The organism is Streptomyces sp. MI02-7b, from assembly GCF_033793585.1.
In the GTDB taxonomy this organism is placed as follows: Bacteria; Actinomycetota; Actinomycetes; order Streptomycetales; family Streptomycetaceae; genus Actinacidiphila.
Genome location: NZ_JARAWX010000020.1, coordinates 79,538 through 96,219, shown reverse-complemented (window position 1 = coordinate 96,219; position 16,682 = coordinate 79,538). Strand labels below are relative to the sequence as shown.

The 16,682-nt window shown below is 69.2% G+C and carries 16 protein-coding genes and 1 pseudogene; 8 read left to right on the top strand and 9 right to left on the bottom strand.

Annotated features, from left to right (window positions below):
• Window positions 1-51 precede the first annotated feature (51 nt).
• The 5 genes from PV364_RS29075 (at window position 52) to trxA (ending at window position 4,839) form a co-directional block, all read left to right on the top strand.
• A complete protein-coding gene (locus PV364_RS29075; protein WP_319663361.1) occupies window positions 52-1,755 on the top strand; it encodes a serine/threonine protein kinase in 1,704 nt (567 codons plus the stop codon).
• A 19-nt stretch (window positions 1,756-1,774) separates the two neighbouring features.
• Window positions 1,775-2,467, top strand: a complete 693-nt coding sequence (sigM, locus tag PV364_RS29070; RefSeq protein WP_319663360.1) for an RNA polymerase sigma factor SigM — start codon at window positions 1,775-1,777, stop codon at window positions 2,465-2,467.
• On the top strand, window positions 2,464-3,369 hold the full coding sequence (locus tag PV364_RS29065) for a hypothetical protein (RefSeq protein WP_319663359.1): 906 nt from the start codon (window positions 2,464-2,466) through the stop codon (window positions 3,367-3,369). The genes sigM and PV364_RS29065 overlap by 4 nt, the downstream gene beginning before the upstream one ends.
• Before the next feature lie 104 nt (window positions 3,370-3,473).
• Window positions 3,474-4,457, top strand: coding sequence for a thioredoxin-disulfide reductase (gene trxB, locus PV364_RS29060; protein WP_319663358.1), 984 nt, complete (start codon window positions 3,474-3,476; stop codon window positions 4,455-4,457).
• A gap of 52 nt (window positions 4,458-4,509) precedes the next feature.
• Window positions 4,510-4,839: a thioredoxin gene (gene trxA / locus PV364_RS29055; protein WP_319663357.1), complete on the top strand. Its 330-nt coding sequence runs from the start codon at window positions 4,510-4,512 to the stop codon at window positions 4,837-4,839.
• 81 nt (window positions 4,840-4,920) lie between these two features.
• On the opposite strand, the gene PV364_RS29050 is transcribed toward trxA, so the two are convergent.
• The 9 genes from PV364_RS29050 to rpmH all read right to left on the bottom strand — a co-directional run bounded on the left by PV364_RS29050 (window position 4,921) and on the right by rpmH (window position 11,563).
• Window positions 4,921-5,538 carry a GNAT family N-acetyltransferase gene (locus tag PV364_RS29050; protein ID WP_319663356.1) on the bottom strand — a complete coding sequence of 206 codons (618 nt, stop codon included), beginning with the start codon at window positions 5,536-5,538 and terminating at the stop codon, window positions 4,921-4,923.
• 310 nt (window positions 5,539-5,848) lie between these two features.
• A complete protein-coding gene (locus PV364_RS29045; protein WP_319663355.1) occupies window positions 5,849-6,964 on the bottom strand; it encodes a ParB/RepB/Spo0J family partition protein in 1,116 nt (371 codons plus the stop codon).
• Window positions 6,961-8,010: a ParA family protein gene (locus PV364_RS29040; RefSeq protein ID WP_319663354.1), complete on the bottom strand. Its 1,050-nt coding sequence runs from the start codon at window positions 8,008-8,010 to the stop codon at window positions 6,961-6,963. Before PV364_RS29040 ends, PV364_RS29045 begins: the two co-directional genes overlap by 4 nt.
• 264 nt (window positions 8,011-8,274) lie before the next feature.
• Window positions 8,275-8,991 (bottom strand): 16S rRNA (guanine(527)-N(7))-methyltransferase RsmG, encoded by a 717-nt coding sequence (gene rsmG / locus PV364_RS29035; RefSeq protein WP_319663353.1) that lies wholly within the window; start codon window positions 8,989-8,991, stop codon window positions 8,275-8,277.
• 129 nt (window positions 8,992-9,120) lie between these two features.
• A complete protein-coding gene (locus tag PV364_RS29030) occupies window positions 9,121-9,615 on the bottom strand; it encodes a protein jag (protein ID WP_319663352.1) in 495 nt (164 codons plus the stop codon).
• Between the two features lie 15 nt (window positions 9,616-9,630).
• A complete protein-coding gene (gene yidC / locus PV364_RS29025; protein WP_319663351.1) occupies window positions 9,631-10,704 on the bottom strand; it encodes a membrane protein insertase YidC in 1,074 nt (357 codons plus the stop codon).
• Window positions 10,705-10,706: 2 nt separating this feature from the next.
• Window positions 10,707-11,027: a membrane protein insertion efficiency factor YidD gene (gene yidD, locus PV364_RS29020; protein WP_319663350.1), complete on the bottom strand. Its 321-nt coding sequence runs from the start codon at window positions 11,025-11,027 to the stop codon at window positions 10,707-10,709.
• Window positions 11,024-11,398 (bottom strand): ribonuclease P protein component, encoded by a 375-nt coding sequence (gene rnpA / locus PV364_RS29015; RefSeq protein WP_319663349.1) that lies wholly within the window; start codon window positions 11,396-11,398, stop codon window positions 11,024-11,026. The genes yidD and rnpA overlap by 4 nt, the downstream gene beginning before the upstream one ends.
• Window positions 11,399-11,425: 27 nt before the next feature.
• Window positions 11,426-11,563: a 50S ribosomal protein L34 gene (gene rpmH / locus PV364_RS29010; protein ID WP_003975051.1), complete on the bottom strand. Its 138-nt coding sequence runs from the start codon at window positions 11,561-11,563 to the stop codon at window positions 11,426-11,428.
• Between the two features lie 388 nt (window positions 11,564-11,951).
• Between rpmH and dnaA the strand changes: the two genes are divergently transcribed.
• From dnaA to gnd, 3 genes and pseudogenes are all read left to right on the top strand, one after another.
• The gene (gene dnaA / locus PV364_RS29005) at window positions 11,952-13,733 is read left to right on the top strand and encodes a chromosomal replication initiator protein DnaA (protein ID WP_319663347.1); all 1,782 of its coding nucleotides are present in this window, start codon (window positions 11,952-11,954) and stop codon (window positions 13,731-13,733) included.
• Window positions 13,734-14,583: 850 nt separating this feature from the next.
• On the top strand, window positions 14,584-15,714 hold the full coding sequence (gene dnaN / locus PV364_RS29000; protein WP_319663346.1) for a DNA polymerase III subunit beta: 1,131 nt from the start codon (window positions 14,584-14,586) through the stop codon (window positions 15,712-15,714).
• A 79-nt stretch (window positions 15,715-15,793) separates the two neighbouring features.
• Window positions 15,794-16,678 (top strand): annotated as a pseudogene (gene gnd / locus PV364_RS28995) (phosphogluconate dehydrogenase (NAD(+)-dependent, decarboxylating)); the annotation flags it as partial.
• Window positions 16,679-16,682 lie beyond the last annotated feature (4 nt).

Below are 16,682 nucleotides of genomic sequence, written 5' to 3'. Positions count from 1 at the left end.
TCCTTGGCTGTGTTGTCAGATCTTGCAACGGATGGGGAGGCAGGAACGACGGTGGCGGAACGGAGCCCGGCTGCCGTCGGAGTGGCCAACGAGAGCGGCGACAAGCCGCTCACCGCTCACGCGGACGATGCCACTGCCGACGAGGCGACCGACCTGAGCGAAGAGCAGGACGCACCGCAACAGACCCTCCCCGAGGAGACAGCACCGACCAGGAACGCGCCGCCGGAGCTCCACAGCGGCCACAAGCTCGCCAGGCGGTACCGCCTGGAGGACTGCCTCACCCGTGTCGACGGCTTCAGCAGCTGGAAGGCCTTCGACGAGAAGCTCCGCCGCGCTGTGGGCATCCACATCCTGCCCGCCGACCACAGCCGCGCCCGCCCGGTGCTGGCCGCGGCGCGCTCCGCGGCGCTGCTCGGGGACCCCCGTTTCGTCCAGGTCCTCGACGCCGTCGAGGAGAACGACCTCGTCTACGTCATCCATGAGTGGCTGCCCGACGCCCGCGAGCTGACGGAGCTCATCGCGGCCGACCCCCTGGAACCGCACGAGGCCTACCAGATGGTCAGCCAGGTCGCCCAGGCCATGGCCGCCGCCCACCGCGAAGGCCTGGCGCATCTGCGGCTCAACCCGGACGCCGTGCTCCGTACCGAGGCCGGCCAGTACCGCATCCGCGGTCTGGCCGTCGCGGCCGCGCTGCGCGGCATCAGCTCCGAGCGTCCGCAGCGCGAGGACACCGAGGCGATCGGCGCTCTGCTGTACGCGTGCCTGACCCAGCGCTGGCCCTACGCGGAGGACGCGTACGGGCTCAGCGGCCTGCCCAAGGACGTCGGTCTCGTCGCCCCGGACAAGGTACGGGCGGGAATCCACCGGGGGCTGTCGGAGCTCGCCATGCGCGCCCTGGTCAACGACGGCGCCACCGCGTCCCGCGAGCCGGGTCCGTGCGCCACCCCGGAGGAGCTGGCGAAGGCGGTCGCCGCGACGCCCAAGATCCGGCCGCCCGAGCCGTCCACTACCCCGTACTCGCGGACGACCTACCAGCAGGGCGCCTACCGCCAGTCCACCCCCCATCCCTCGTCACTCGTCGCCACGGTCCTGCCGGCCAGTCCGCCCCCGGCCCTCACCGGCCGTACCGGCAGAGCCCTCAAGTGGTCCGTGTCGGCCCTCCTGATCGCCGCCATCGGTCTCGGCAGCTGGCAGGTCGCGGAGACGCTGATGGACCGCGAGAACCAGTCCAAGAACGGCGGCACGAGCACCGCCCCGCCCACGGGCGACGACGACCCCAGCGGCACCGCACAGCTGACGTCCGGCAAGCCCATCGCCATCACCGGCGCCAAGGACTTCGACCCGCTGGGCACGGACGGTTCGGAGAACCCGCGGGACGTGGCGAACGCCTACGACGGCAAGCCGTCCACCTTCTGGGAGACCAGTTGGTACACCCAGGCCAACCTCGGCGGCCTGAAGTCCGGTGTCGGCGTCATCGTCGATCTGGGCAGCGTCCAGCAGGTCGGCAAGGTGAAGGTCGACTTCATAGGGGATGACACCAGCGCCGACCTGATGGCCGCGAGCGCGGGCGCCGGCTCCATGCCGACCGGTCTCGACGACTTCACCAAGGCGGCCTCCGGCTCCGGCGGCGAGGTGAGCTTCACGCCGGGCAAGGCGGTCAAGACCCGCTACCTCCTGGTCTGGCTGACCCAACTCCCCCGCACCGATCAGGGCAACTACCGCGGCCGGATCTCCGAGATCAAGGTCAGCGGCTAGCGGAAGAACTGGGGGGAGAGTGCCGAAGCAGAACACGGGCGGGGAGGTCGCGGACAGCGACCTCCTCGCCCGTCATGTAGCGGGGGACCCGGACGCCTTCGCGGAACTGGTGCGGCGCCACCGGGACCGGCTGTGGGCGGTGGCCCTGCGGACCCTGGGGGACCGCGAGGAGGCCGCGGACGCCGTCCAGGACGCCCTGGTCTCCGCCTTCCGTTCCGCCCACACCTTCCGAGGCCAGTCCGCCGTCACGACGTGGCTGCACCGCATCACCGTGAACGCCTGCCTGGACCGCGCCCGCAAGGCGGCCTCCCGCCGGACCTCGTCGGTCGTCGACGAGAAGCAGTTCGAGGACCTCCTCGAACCACATGAGTCGGCCGCGGCCCCGGCGGAGCGGGGCGAGCTCCATCGGGAGCTGTTCCGGGCCCTCGCGACGCTGCCGCCGGAACAGCGCGCCGCCCTCGTCCTGGTCGACATGCAGGGCTACCCCGTGGCGGAGGCCGCGGCCGTCCTGGACGTCCCGCCGGGAACGGTCAAGAGCAGATGCGCCCGGGGCAGGGCACGGCTGTTGCCCCTGCTCACTCATCTGCGTGAAGGGACCGGGGGTAGCACCGATCGGGGCGGGGGAAGGAACCGGACGGAGAACGCATCCGTCCCAGAGACGGAGTCCGGGCCGGGTCACGGGATCACGAAGGGCGGAGGTGGACATCGATGACGTCACCGACGGGAACGAACGAGCACCCCGAGGTCTCCGAGATCTCGGACTTCACCGAGGGCATCCTGCCGCCCCAGCGGTCCGCCTCCATCCGCGGCCATCTCGACGACTGCCCGCTCTGCGCGGACGTACGGGCTTCCCTGGAAGAGATCCGCGGGCTGCTCGGGACGCTGCCCGGCCCGCCCCGGATGCCCGCCGACATCGCCGGCCGGATCGACGCCGCACTCGCCGCGGAAGTCCTGCTGGCCTCCACCGCCCCCGATGTTTCACGTGAAACATCGCCCGTGACGGCGGGGACACCTGTTTCACGTGAAACATCGCCCACCGGCAGCCGTGGACCCGACGGCCGGGCCGCCGCCGCCACGGGTCCCGGCCGGCCTCCGGCACGAGCTCGCCGCCGCTGGCACAAGGGACTCGTCCTGACCGTCTCCGCGATGGCCGTCCTCGGCCTCGGCGGGCTCGGCGCCGCCCTGGTGGAGTCCTCGTCCGTGCAGTCCCAGAGCAGCGCCGACGCCGCTGTCGGCCCCAAGGGCTCGGCGGCCACTGCCGGCCAGTCGGACGAGCGGAGCGAAGCAGCCGACCCCCTGGCCACGCAGGTCCAGCAGCTGCTGGCCGGCACCGCGCGCAACCACGTCCAGCAGAAGCCCGACTCCCAGTCCCCCCTCATGGACGTCAACGGTGTGCCGCCCTCATGCGTCCTGCGGGCGATCGACCGTCCGGACGACAGCAAACCGCTGGCCGCCCGGCGAGGGGCCTACGAGGGGGCGGACGCCTACCTCGTCGTCCTCCCGCACCCCGGCGATCGGTCACTGGTCGACGCCTTCGTCGTGGATGCCTCCTGCTCGGCCGCCACGCCGGCCCCAACGGGCACTCTGCTGCGCGAGGAGACATACCCTCGTTAGGGCCGGAGCGCTGGGAATGCCGGGCCCGTAGTATCCGTTAGGCGGATACAACAGTCCCGCCGCTACACCGGCGCAGCTGGCAGACAGAGACGAGGAATGAACCCGTGAGCGACGTCCGAAACGTGATCATCATCGGTTCCGGGCCGGCGGGCTACACAGCCGCGCTGTACACCGCACGCGCCTCGCTGAAGCCCCTGGTCTTCGAGGGAGCGGTGACCGCCGGCGGTGCACTGATGACGACGACCGAGGTGGAGAACTTCCCCGGTTTCCGTGACGGCATCATGGGCCCGGACCTGATGGACAACATGCGCGCCCAGGCCGAGCGCTTCGGAGCCGAGCTGATCCCGGACGACATCATCGAGGTGAGCCTCGACGGTGACATCAAGACCGTCACCGACTCCGCGGGCACCGTGCACCACGCGAAGGCCGTGATCATCGCCACCGGCTCGCAGCACCGCAAGCTCGGGCTCCCCAACGAGGACGTGCTGTCCGGCCGCGGAGTCTCCTGGTGCGCCACGTGTGACGGCTTCTTCTTCAAGGACAACGAGATCGCCGTCATCGGCGGCGGCGACACCGCGCTGGAGGAGGCGACCTTCCTCTCCCGGTTCGCCAAGACCGTGACGGTGGTGCACCGCCGTGACACCCTGCGCGCCTCCAAGGCCATGCAGGAGCGTGCCTTTGCCGACCCCAAGATCAAGTTCATCTGGGACAGCGAGGTCGACACGATCCACGGCGAGGGCAAGCTCGCCGGTCTGACCCTGCGCAACACCAAGACCGGTGAGACCTCCGAGCTCCCGGTGACCGGCCTGTTCATCGCGATCGGCCACGACCCGCGTACGGACCTCTTCAAGGGCATCCTCGACCTGGACGGCGAGGGTTACCTCAAGGTCGAGTCCCCCAGCACCCGCACGCGGATCCCCGGCGTCTTCGCCGCGGGTGACGTCGTGGACCACACCTACCGTCAGGCCATCACGGCGGCCGGCACCGGCTGTTCCGCCGCGCTGGACGCGGAGCGCTTCCTCGCCGCCCTGAGCGACGCCGAGGCGGAGCACACCCGCGAGCCCGAGCAGACCACCGCCGCAGTCTGACCTACCCGCCACCACAACCGAAGCACCCGCACAACACCCCGAGGAGACAGCCGTGGCCGGCAACACCAAGATCGTCACCGATGCGACCTTCGACGAGGAGGTCCTCGCCAGCGACAAGCCCGTCCTCGTCGACTTCTGGGCCGAGTGGTGCGGTCCGTGCCGTCAGATCGCCCCGTCCCTCGAGGCGATCGCCGCCGAGCACGCCGAGCAGATCACCATCGTCAAGCTGAACATCGACGAGAACCCGGTCACCGCCGCCAAGTACGGCGTCATGTCGATCCCGACCCTCAACGTCTACAAGGGCGGCGAGGTCGTGAAGACCATCGTCGGTGCCAAGCCGAAGGCCGCCATCGAGCGCGACCTCTCCGACTTCATCGGCTGACGGCTGACAACTGACACGCCGACCTGACGACGGACAGCGAAAGGGCCCGCCCCCCACCGGGGGGGGCGGGCCCTTTCGCTGTCACAGGGGCCGCAGCGCGGGTTCCTTCTGCACGGCTCCGAGCAGACGGTCGATCGCCAACTCGACGTCCTCCCGCCAGGAGATCGTCGTCCGCAGCTCCAGCCTCAGCCGCGGGAATCGGGGATGGGGGCGTACCGTCTTGAAGCCGACCGCCAGCAGATGCTCCGCCGGCAGCACGCACGCGGGCTCCTCCCAACGCGCGTCACCGAAGGCCTCGATCGCTCGGAAGCCGCGCCGCACCAGGTCCTTCGCGACGGTCTGCACGAGCACTCGACCCAGTCCCTGTCCCTGGAAGCCCGGCATGACCCGCGCCGTCATCAGCTGCACCGCGTCGGCGGAGACGGGACTGGTGGGGAAGGCCGTGGAACGCGGCACGTACGCGGGCGGTGCGTAGAGCACGAAGCCGGCGGGAACCTCGTCGACATAGACGACCCGGCCGCACGAACCCCATTCCAGGAGGGCGGCCGATATCCAGGACTCCTTCTCCAGCTCCGGCTTCCCAGTCTGGACCGCGGCCTCACCGCTCACCGGGTCGAGTTCCCAGAAGACGCACGAGCGGCAGCGGTTGGGGAGATCCGGGAGGTTGTCCAGCGTGAGCGGAACGAGCCGACGCCCCATGAGGTCAGACCCTCGTTTCTGTCGTGGACCCAACTGCCGACGAAGCCACCGACCGCCCCCAGTCCCAGCCCCGCGGCCAGGAGAGCGGCCGTCTGCCAATCGTGCTCCACTCCAGCGCGCCGCACCGATCGCATGGGCCTCCCACCTCAGGGGGTAGTGCTCCATCTCGTAGGCATCGTATCCGCGGGAGGACATGTCCGACACCGGACAACACCAACGGCCCAGCAAAAAGCGGGCCACATCCCCCGAAGGGGATGTGGCCCGCTTTCGCGTGGTGGGCCGGCGCGGCCGGCCGGGCGGTGAGCCGGGCTCACTCCTCGTCTTCGTCGGTCTCCTCGGTGAGCGACCGCTGAAGGGTGTTGCTCTCGCCCGGAGCCATCGAGCCGAGGATGCGCTCCAGATCTTCTATCGAGGCGAACTCGACGACGATCTTGCCGCGCTTCTGGCCGAGGTCTACCTTCACCCGGGTGTCGAACCGGTCGGACAGGCGCAGCGCCAGATCGGTGAGGGCGGGGGAGACCCGCCTCCCGGCCCGCGGTGACGCGGACTTCCGGACGGGAGCGGTCTCGGAGTTCATCAGGTGCACGATCTCCTCGACCGCGCGCACCGACAGCCCCTCGGCCACGATCCGGCTGGCGAGCTTGTCCTGGTCCTCCACGTCCTCCAGGGCGAGCAGTGAGCGGGCGTGCCCGGCGGAGAGCACACCGGCCGCCACACGGCGCTGTACGGGCGCCGAGAGCTTCAACAGCCGGAGGGTGTTGGAGACCTGGGAGCGGGACCGGCCGATACGGTCGGCCAGCTGCTCGTGCGTGCAGGCGAAGTCCTTCAGCAGCTGGTCGTAGGCGGCAGCCTCTTCCAGCGGGTTCAGCTGCGCGCGGTGCAGGTTCTCCAGCAGCGCGTCGAGGAGGAGCTTCTCGTCCTCGGTCGCGCGGACGATCGCCGGAATGCGCTCCAGCCCGGCTTCACGGCTGGCCCGCCAGCGGCGCTCACCCATGATGAGCTCGTAGCGCTCCGGAGCGACCTGCCGGATCACGACCGGCTGGAGGAGGCCGACTTCCTTGATGGAGGCGACGAGTTCGGCCAGGGCGTCCTCGTCGAAGACCTCACGAGGCTGCCGGGGGTTGGGGGTGATCGCGTCGAGCGGCACCTCCGCGAAGTAGGCCCCCGCCACCGGGGCCGGCCCCTGGTCGCCGAACCCCTCCTGCGTTTCACGTGAAACAGGGATCTCCACGGTCCCGCTGTGCTCGGCGAGGGCGGTCACCTTCGCCGCCGCGATCCCCCGCTCCGGCGCCAGGACCGCCACGGCGGGAGCGGCCGCAGCCGCCGCCGTCGCCACCGCGGTCGCGGCCGCCTGATCCGCACCATTCGGTGCGGCAGGAATCAGCGCGCCAAGACCACGGCCGAGCCCTCTGCGTCGCTCACTCACTGGATCCCCTCCGACCTGCTCTGTTCATTCGACTCACTGCCGCTTCCGAGACCGCGCATCGCCATCTCCCGCGCCGCCTCCAGATAGGACAACGCCCCACTGGACCCGGGGTCGTAGGTCAGCACGGTCTGACCGTAGCTGGGGGCCTCCGAGATGCGGACCGAGCGCGGGATGCTCGTGCTCAGCACTTCCTTGCCGAAGTGGGTACGGACCTCCTCCGCGACCTGTGAGGCGAGCCGGGTCCGGCCGTCGTACATGGTGAGGAGGATGGTGGAGACGTGCAGCTTGGGATTGAGATGGCCGCGCACCAGCTCGACGTTCCGCAGCAGCTGACCCAGACCCTCCAGGGCGTAGTACTCGCACTGGATCGGGATGAGCACCTCGGCACCCGCCACGAGGGCGTTGACGGTCAGCAGACCGAGCGAGGGCGGACAGTCGATGAGGATGTAATCGAGCGGCTGCTCATACGACTCGATGGCCCGCTGCAGCCGGCTCTCCCGTGCCACCAGTGACACGAGCTCGATCTCCGCACCGGCGAGGTCGATCGTGGCGGGAGCGCAGAACAGCCCTTCCACGTCCGGGACCGGCTGCACGACGTCGGAGAGCGGCTTGCTCTCGACCAGCACGTCGTAGATGGACGGCACCTCGGCGTGGTGGTCGATCCCCAGTGCCGTGGAGGCATTGCCCTGGGGGTCGAGGTCCACCACGAGCACCCGGGCCCCGTGGAGAGCCAGGGAAGCCGCCATGTTGACCGTCGTGGTGGTCTTGCCGACGCCGCCCTTCTGGTTGGCGACGACGATCACTCTGGTCTCGGCTGGGCGGGGGAGTCCTTCACCGGCCCGCCCCAGAGCCTCGACGGCCAGTTGGGCGGCTCGACCGATGGGGGTGTCATCCATCGGGGGCGGTGTTTCACGTGAAACATCCTCCCCGAACAGCTCGGTGCGGGGACCGGGGACCGGATCGGCCATCGGTCCCGCGATGTTGGCGTCGGACCGCAAGGATTCACTCTCCTCGACTACAAGCTCGCAATGAACAGAGCCTGCCATGCTTTCGGGGTCGCGAACCAGTGAGGCCCGTTCTCCTGTGGATGAATCCTCCGGTCGGCTCGCCGGAGCGAGCGATTCCGAGGCCCGTTGGGTCAGCGATTCGGCGGCCGCACGGGCCCGACCGAGGATTCCTGGAAGCAGAGAGCGCCGTTTCACGTGAAACACGATGCGCAGGCGCGCATCCGTTTCCTATCCGACACTCCGGGTTGTCCGGGTTTGACCGGTGGTATGGAGCACACCCAGGGGATGTCGCGAACGTCATGTTCAGCGCTGACGCCGACGGTTCGCCCGCGCGGCCTTCGCTCGCCGGGTCGCGGCACGGACACCGCCGGGGCTCTCCCCCGCGAGCACACGGACCACTGTGGACTGCGGGTCCACCACGCCCTCGCCGACCTGCACCACGGAGGTCTCCGCGGCGCCGAGCCGACTCAGCGCCGCCCGGGCGGCCTTCAGCTCCTCCTCGGCGGTGTCACCCTTCAGCACGGCCATCTCGCCGTGCGGACGGAGCAACGGCATCCCCCAGCCGGCCAGCCGCTCCAGCGGCGCCACGGCGCGGGCGGTCACGACATCCACCGGAGGCAGCTTGCCGATCATCTCCTCGGCGCGGCCCCGCACCACCTCGACGTTGTCGAGGCCGAGCAGCCGGACGGCCTCCTCCAGGAAGGTGGTCCGGCGGAGCAGCGGTTCCAGAAGGGTGATCGTGAGGTCGGGCCGGGTCAGCGCCAGGGGGATGCCGGGCAGTCCCGCTCCGGAGCCGACGTCACAGACCGAGGCACCGTGCGGGATCACCTCGGAGAGCACGGCGCAGTTCAGCAGATGCCGCTCCCACAGGCGCGGCACCTCGCGGGGCCCGATGAGCCCACGTCCCACGCCCGCCTCGGCCAGCAGCTCCGCGTAGCGGACCGCATCCGCGAAACGCTCTCCGAAGACCTCCCGCGCCGCTTCCGGCGCCGGGGGGAGCTCCGCCGCTGCTTCCGTCACGAGAACCGTCCTTCCGTCGTTCGGCTCTCAGAACCGTGAGAACCATGGGAACCGTCATCAGGGTGACAACATTCGGCCCCGCCTGCGAGCAGACGGGGCCACGTACACACAGCGGGAACCGGAAAGCGGTCAGGCCGGAAGGACGACCACGCGGCGCTCGGGCTCCTCGCCCTCGGACTCGCTGCGCAGCCCTGCCGCGGCGACGGCGTCGTGCACGACCTTCCGCTCGAAGGGGGTCATGGCCTTGAGCTTCACCGGCTGGCCGCTCTCCTTGACCTCCTCGACGGCCTTGACGCCCAGGTCCGTCAGCTCGGTGCGCTTGCGCGCCCGGAAGCCGGCGATGTCCAGCATCAACCGGCTGCGGTCACCGGTCTCCCGGTGCACCGCGAGCCGGGTGAGTTCCTGGAGCGCCTCCAGGACCTCGCCCTCCCGACCCACCAGCTTGTTGAGATCACGGCTCGACGACTCGCCGACGATGGAGACCGACGCGCGGTCGCCCTCGACGTCCATGTCGATGTCACCGTCGAGGTCGGCGATGTCCAGCAGGCCCTCGAGGTAGTCAGCCGCGATCTCACCCTCCTGCTCGAGGCGGGTCAGCGCGTCGGTGGTGTTGCCGTCCGTCACGGCGGGACTCCTCTACTACTTCTTCTTCGACAGGTTCGGCTTGTCCGCGCCACTGCTGGGCTTGGGCTTGGTTCCCCCGGCGCCACCACCGGCCGGCTTGGGCTTGCTGCTGACCGCGGCCGGCTTGGGCTTGCTGCCGGCGCTGGTCGCGGCCGGCTGACCGCTGCCGCCCGTCTGGCGCTGGGACTTGGTCTGCCGCTTGGGCTGTGCGCGCTTGACCGGGGCGGTGTCCTGCGGCTCCTTGGCGGGCGCGGACTCCTCCTTGAGCAGGCCCTTGGCCTTCAGGCGCTCCTGGCGCTGCTTGTAGGCGATGCTGCCCGGCGTCGGGTTGCGGCGGATCACGAACATCTGCTGGCCCATGGTCCACACGTTGGTGGTCAGCCAGTAGATGAGGACACCGACCGGGAAGTTGATACCGAAGACGGCGAACATGATCGGGAAGACGTACATCAGCATCTTCTGCTGCTGCATGAACGGGGTCTTCACCGTCATGTCGACGTTCTTGGTCATCAGCTGGCGCTGCGTGTAGAACTGCGAGGCCGACATCAGGACGATCATGATGATCGTGACGATCCGCACGTCGGTGACCGAGGCACCGAGCGACGCGACCTTGTCGGCGCCGTCCCGGAACGTCGCGGCGAGCGGGGCACCGAAGATGTGCGCCTTCTGGGCGCTGGCGACCTGGTCGGCGTTCAGCACGCCCACCTGGTTGCCCTTCGCGATGTTGCTGAGGACGTGGTACAGCGAGAAGAAGAAGGGCGACTGCGCCAGGATGGGAAGGCACGAGGAGAGCGGGTTGGTACCCGTCTCCTTGTACAGCTTCATCATCTCTTCGGACTGGCGCTGCTTGTCGTTCTTGTAGCGCTCCTGGATCGCCTTCATCTTCGGCTGGAGCGCCTGCATGTTCCGGGTCGCCTTGATCTGCTTCACGAAGAGCGGGATCAGGCAGATCCGGATCAGGACCACCAGCGAGACGATCGACAGACCCCAGGCCAGGCCGCTGTCCTTGTCGAAGACAAGGCTGTACAGCGAGTGGAACTGGACGATGATCCACGAAACTGCGTCGTAGAGGGGGTTCAAGATCCCCACGGTCAGGCTCCTTGGGCGTTAGGGGTCTCGACGGGCTCGGGAGAAACGGACCCGCCCGCTGTGTCGCCCCGAAGGGCTTCACGCAGGCGAGCGTGCCACGGGGGTCGCTTGCGCGGCGGGACATGGTCCACGCCGCCCAGCGACCACGGGTTGCAACGCAGGATCCGCCACGCGGTCAGGGCGGTGCCCTTGATCGCGCCATGCCGATCGATCGCCGTATACCCGTAGTGAGAACACGAGGGGTAGTACTTGCAGACCGGACCGAGCAACGGGCTGATGGTCCACTGGTAAATCTTGATCAACGCCAGTAGCGGGTACTTCATCGCGCCACCCCCAGGAGCCTCCCGAGGGCGGCATCCAGGTCTCGGGCCAGCTGTGAATGGTCTGCGTCACCCGCACCGGGCAGCGCTCGTACGACTACCAGGCTACCGGGGGGCAGCACGGACAGACGTTCGCGAACAAGGTGACGAAGGCGACGCTTGACCAGGTTCCGGGTGACAGCGCCCCCGACGGCCTTGCTGACAACGAAACCCGCACGCGCCGGGGGGGCACTTCCCCCCGCCGCGTGCGGGTCCCTTGTGTCACTGTCGGTGCGCAGGTGAACGACCAGGAGAGGTCGTCCGGCCCGGCGTCCTCGACGTACCGCGCTCGCGAAGTCCTGCCGCCGCCTCAGCCGATTCTCGGTGGGCAGCACGGCATCACACCTCGCGCTTCGGTGCGATCAGGCGGACAGACGGGCGCGGCCCTTGCTACGGCGGGTCGCGAGAATGGCGCGGCCGGCACGCGTACGCATGCGCAGCCGGAAGCCGTGGGTCTTGGCGCGACGACGGTTGTTCGGCTGGAAGGTGCGCTTGCTCACTCGGGGGCTCCAGGATGAATCGTGTGTTGGCGGGGCGTCGCCTGGCTGTCACCGTGCGCCCACGAGAAACTCGCGGAACATCCCAGGTGTGCACCGCTTAACGATCACCTCGGTGATCCTCGCCCATCGGTAGGCAGGCGGCAGCAGCCATCGACAACTCGACCTGGTTACGGTACGCGCGGCTGAGGCATCAGGTCAAACCAGCCGGTCCGGGGACCGGCGGGCGCCGCCATCCGGACGTGGTTTTGCACACCCTGTGGACAACGACTTGAACCAGGCAGGCCCGGCTGACTACCGTGGCAGAACCCCAAAACATTCCCGTCCGTCCCAAGAACCACACCTTCGTGGGACCCATCGGCACCGACCAGCGACCGAGAGAGCGTGCCCTGTGGCTGACGTAACTGCCGATCTTGCCTCAGTCTGGCCAAGGGTCCTGCAGAAACTTCTCGTCGACGGCGACGACCTGAAGCCGAAGGACGCGGACTGGCTCCAGCGCACCCAGCCGCTCGCGCTGGTCGCGGGCACCGCTGTGCTCTCGGCTCCCAACGAGTTCGCCAAGAGCGTGCTGGAGGGACGGCTCCTCCCGCTGATCACCGAAGTGCTCAGCCGTGAGTTCGGTCACCCCGTGGGCATCGCCATCGCCGTCGCCTCGGGCAGCGAGCAGGAGTCGGCGCCCGAACCGCCCCCGCCGTTCCACGAATCGCAGCAGGGGGCGTACGAGCCCGAGCCCTCCCCCTACGACGAGCCGCAGCACGGTTACGGGGAAGGCCCGCGGATGCGCCGCGCGTACCCCGAGCACCAGGCCGGCTCCCCCGGCGGCTGGCCGCCCCGCGACCCCGAGGACCACTGGCAGCAGCAGCGGCTCGGCGACTTCCAGGAGCGCGAGCCGTACCCGTCGCCCCAGTCGCGCTACGACATGCCACCGGCGCACCAGGTCCCGCCCCGCCGCGAGCCCCCGACGACCCCGCTGCCCCCGATGCCGGCACCCCGCACGCCGGGTGGCCACAACGGCGGCGGTCCTGTCGGGCACGGAGGCCACAACAGCCACAACAGCCATGGCGGTCACAACGGCCACAGCCCGTCCGGTCACGGCGGCGGTGCGGGCACGGGTTCCGGCGGTTCCGGCGGCCCGGCCGAGCCGACCGCCCGGCTGAACCCCAAGTACCTCTTCGACACCTTCGTCATCGGCGCCTCCAACCGCTTCGCGCACGCCGCGGCGGTGGCGGTCGCCGAGGCGCCGGCCAAGGCGTACAACCCGCTGTTCATCTACGGGGAGTCCGGCCTCGGCAAGACGCACCTGCTGCACGCCATCGGGCACTACGCGCGGAGCCTGTACCCGGGCACCCGGGTGCGGTACGTGAGCTCGGAGGAGTTCACCAACGAGTTCATCAACTCCATCCGCGACGGCAAGGCGGACGCGTTCCGCAAGCGGTACCGCGACATGGACATCCTGCTCGTCGACGACATCCAGTTCCTGGCGAGCAAGGAGTCGACGCAGGAGGAGTTCTTCCACACCTTCAACACCCTGCACAACGCGAACAAGCAGATCGTGCTGTCCTCCGACCGGCCGCCCAAGCAGCTGGTCACTCTGGAGGACCGGCTGCGCAACCGCTTCGAGTGGGGCCTGATCACCGACGTCCAGCCGCCGGAGCTGGAGACCCGGATCGCGATCCTGCGCAAGAAGGCCGTTCAGGAGCAGCTCAACGCCCCGCCGGAGGTGCTGGAGTTCATCGCCTCCCGGATCTCGCGCAACATCCGCGAGCTGGAGGGCGCGCTGATCCGGGTGACCGCGTTCGCGAGCCTCAACCGGCAGCCGGTCGACCTCCAGCTGACCGAGATCGTGCTGAAGGACCTGATCCCTGGCGGCGAGGACTCCGTGCCGGAGATCAGCGGCCAGGCGATCATGGCCGAGACGGCCTCCTACTTCGGACTGGACGTGGAGGACCTCTCCGGCTCCTCCCGGAGCCGGGTGCTGGTCACCGCCCGCCAGATCGCCATGTATCTCTGCCGTGAGCTCACCGACCTCTCGCTGCCGAAGATCGGCGCGCTCTTCGGCGGCCGCGACCACACGACGGTGATGCACGCCGACCGGAAGATCCGCTCCCTCATGGCGGAGCGGCGGTCCATCTACAACCAGGTCACCGAGCTCACCAACCGCATCAAGAGCTGATCGCGGCCTCCTCACGACCGCTTCGGCGGTCTCCACGCGTCCTCAGCGCCCCGGGTCCAACTCCCGGGGCGCTTCGCTTTGTTCGAACGCGCCGGCCGCATGGTGTGCACAGGAACGTCTCTCCACAGCAATGGCCCGGTTGTCCCCGTCCACAGCCTGGGGATGCCCGAGTTGTCCAGAACTCGTCCACAGGCGGTGCTGTGGGAGACTCATCGCGCCTGCTGGGAGGCGTGTGGATTTGTGGGCAACCCGGATCCACAGACTGTGGACGTGCCGGCCGCCCACAGGGGCGTCCACGAAGTTGTCCACCGGCCGCCCACAGGAACAGGGCGGTTGTCCCCACCCGGGACCGGCTTCTCCACAGTTCTGTCCACTGTTCGGCAACCCGACACGACCTCTCACCGGTCGGAGTGAACCGCGTCACACCAACGTGGTGGGTTGGGCTGGGGAGAACCTGGGTATTCCTGGGGACAGTGCTGGGGAGAACCAGGCCTGTCCTGTGCATCGGGTGTGCACAACGTCGGGCTGTCCACAGACGGGGCTGTTTGTCCACGGGCGCCACCCACAGGCGCGGTGGATAAAAAACGCGGTCTGACCTGCGCAGAGACCACTTATCCACGGTATCCACACCCCCTATTACTACGACCAGGGATAGATACCGGGAGACCTGCTTCGAAGCGGGGCCTGTGCACAAACGAGCCGTCGACCGCCCGACCCCTCCCGCTCCGGCTTGACCCCAACGCGCACCGCATGTCGGTGGCGGCTGTCAGACTGTTCCCCGGCAAGAGGGCCAGCAGGGCCAAGAGACAGTTCGGCCACAGACAGCCAGCAACAGCAGGAGGCGGTTCCGGTGAAGATCCGGGTGGAGCGCGATGTACTCGCGGAGGCAGTGGCCTGGGCGGCCCGCAGTCTCCCGGCCCGTCCCCCGGTGCCGGTCCTCGCAGGGCTGCTGCTGAAGGCCGAGGAGGGCCAGCTGAGCCTGTCCGGCTTCGACTACGAGGTCTCGGCCCGGGTCTCCGTCGAGGCCGACGTCGAGGAGGACGGCACGGTCCTGGTCTCCGGCCGGCTGCTCGCCGACATCTCGCGGGCACTTCCCAACAGGCCTGTGGAGATCTCCACCGACGGTGTGCGCGTGACCGTCGTCTGCGGCAGCTCGCGATTCACACTCCACACCCTGCCTGTGGACGAGTACCCTGCGCTGCCCGCGATGCCCACCGCTTCCGGCACCGTCCCCGGCGAGGTCTTCGCCGCGGCCGCCGCCCAGGTCGCCATCGCCGCCGGCCGTGACGACACCCTGCCGGTGCTCACGGGTGTGCGCATCGAGATCGAGGGCGACACCGTCACCCTGGCCGCCACCGACCGCTACCGCTTCGCGGTCCGCGAGTTCCTGTGGAAGCCGGAGACCCCGGACATCTCCGCGGTCGCCCTGGTGCCCGCCAAGACGCTGCTGGACACCGCCAAGTCGCTCACCAACGGGGACTCCGTCTCCATCGCCCTGGCCGGCTCCGGCGCGGGCGAGGGCCTGATCGGTTTCGAGGGCGCGGGCCGCCGTACGACGACCCGGCTGCTCGAGGGCGACCTGCCGAAGTACCGCACCCTCTTCCCGACCGAGTTCAACTCCGTCGCCGTCATCGAGACCGCCCCGTTCGTCGAGGCCGTCAAGCGCGTCGCCCTCGTGGCCGAGCGCAACACGCCGGTGCGGCTGAGCTTCGAGCAGGGCGTGCTGACCCTGGAGGCCGGGTCCAGCGACGATGCACAGGCTGTGGAGCGGGTGGACGCCAAGCTGGACGGCGACGACATCTCGATCGCCTTCAACCCGACCTTCCTGCTGGACGGGCTGAGCGCGATCGACTCCCCCGTGGCGCAGTTGTCGTTCACCACGTCCACCAAGCCCGCGCTGCTGAGCGGCCGTCCGGCGGTCGACGCCGAGGCGGACGACGCGTACAAGTACCTCATCATGCCGGTCCGGCTGTCCGGCTGATGCGAGGCCTGTCCGGTCACGTCGGCCCTCAGGGGCCGACGTAGGCTCGACCTAGGTCAGGCAGGCTTCGAACGAAGGATCAACGATGGAGCTCGGTCTCATCGGTCTCGGCAAGATGGGCGGGAACATGCGCACCCGCATCCGCCAGGCCGGACACACGGTCATCGGCTACGACCGCAACCCGGACCTCGCCGATGTCCACAGCCTGCAAGAGCTTGTGGACAAGCTGGAGGCGCCGCGGGTGGTCTGGGTGATGGTGCCGGCCGGCGCCGCGACCCAGTCCACCATCGACGAGCTGGGCGAGCTGCTGTCGCCCGGTGACGTGGTGGTCGACGGCGGCAACTCCCGCTGGACGGACGACGAGAAGCACGCCGAGGAGCTGGCCGCCAAGGGCATCGGCTTCGTCGACTGCGGTGTCTCCGGCGGCGTGTGGGGCCTGCAGAACGGCTACGCGCTGATGTACGGCGGCGACGCCGAGCACGTCGAGAAGGTCCAGCCGGTCTTCAACGCCCTCAAGCCGGTGGGCAACTTCGGGTCGGTGCACGCGGGCAGGGTCGGCGCGGGGCACTTCGCGAAGATGGTCCACAACGGCATCGAGTACGCCATGATGCAGGCCTACGCCGAGGGCTGGGAGCTGCTGGAGAAGGTCGACTCCGTCACCGATGTGCGCGAGGTCTTCCGGTCCTGGCAGGAGGGCACGGTGATCCGTTCCTGGCTGCTGGACCTGGCCGTCAACGCCCTCGACGACGACGAGCACCTGGAAAAGCTCAAGGGGTACGCCGAGGACTCCGGCGAGGGCCGCTGGACGGTCGAGGCCGCCATCGACAACGCCGTGCCGCTGCCCGCGATCACCGCGTCGCTCTTCGCGCGCTTCGCCTCCCGGCAGGACGACTCCCCGCAGATGAAGATGATCGCCGCGCTGCGCAACCAGTTCGGCGGCCACGCCGTCGAGACCAAGAAGTAGCCGC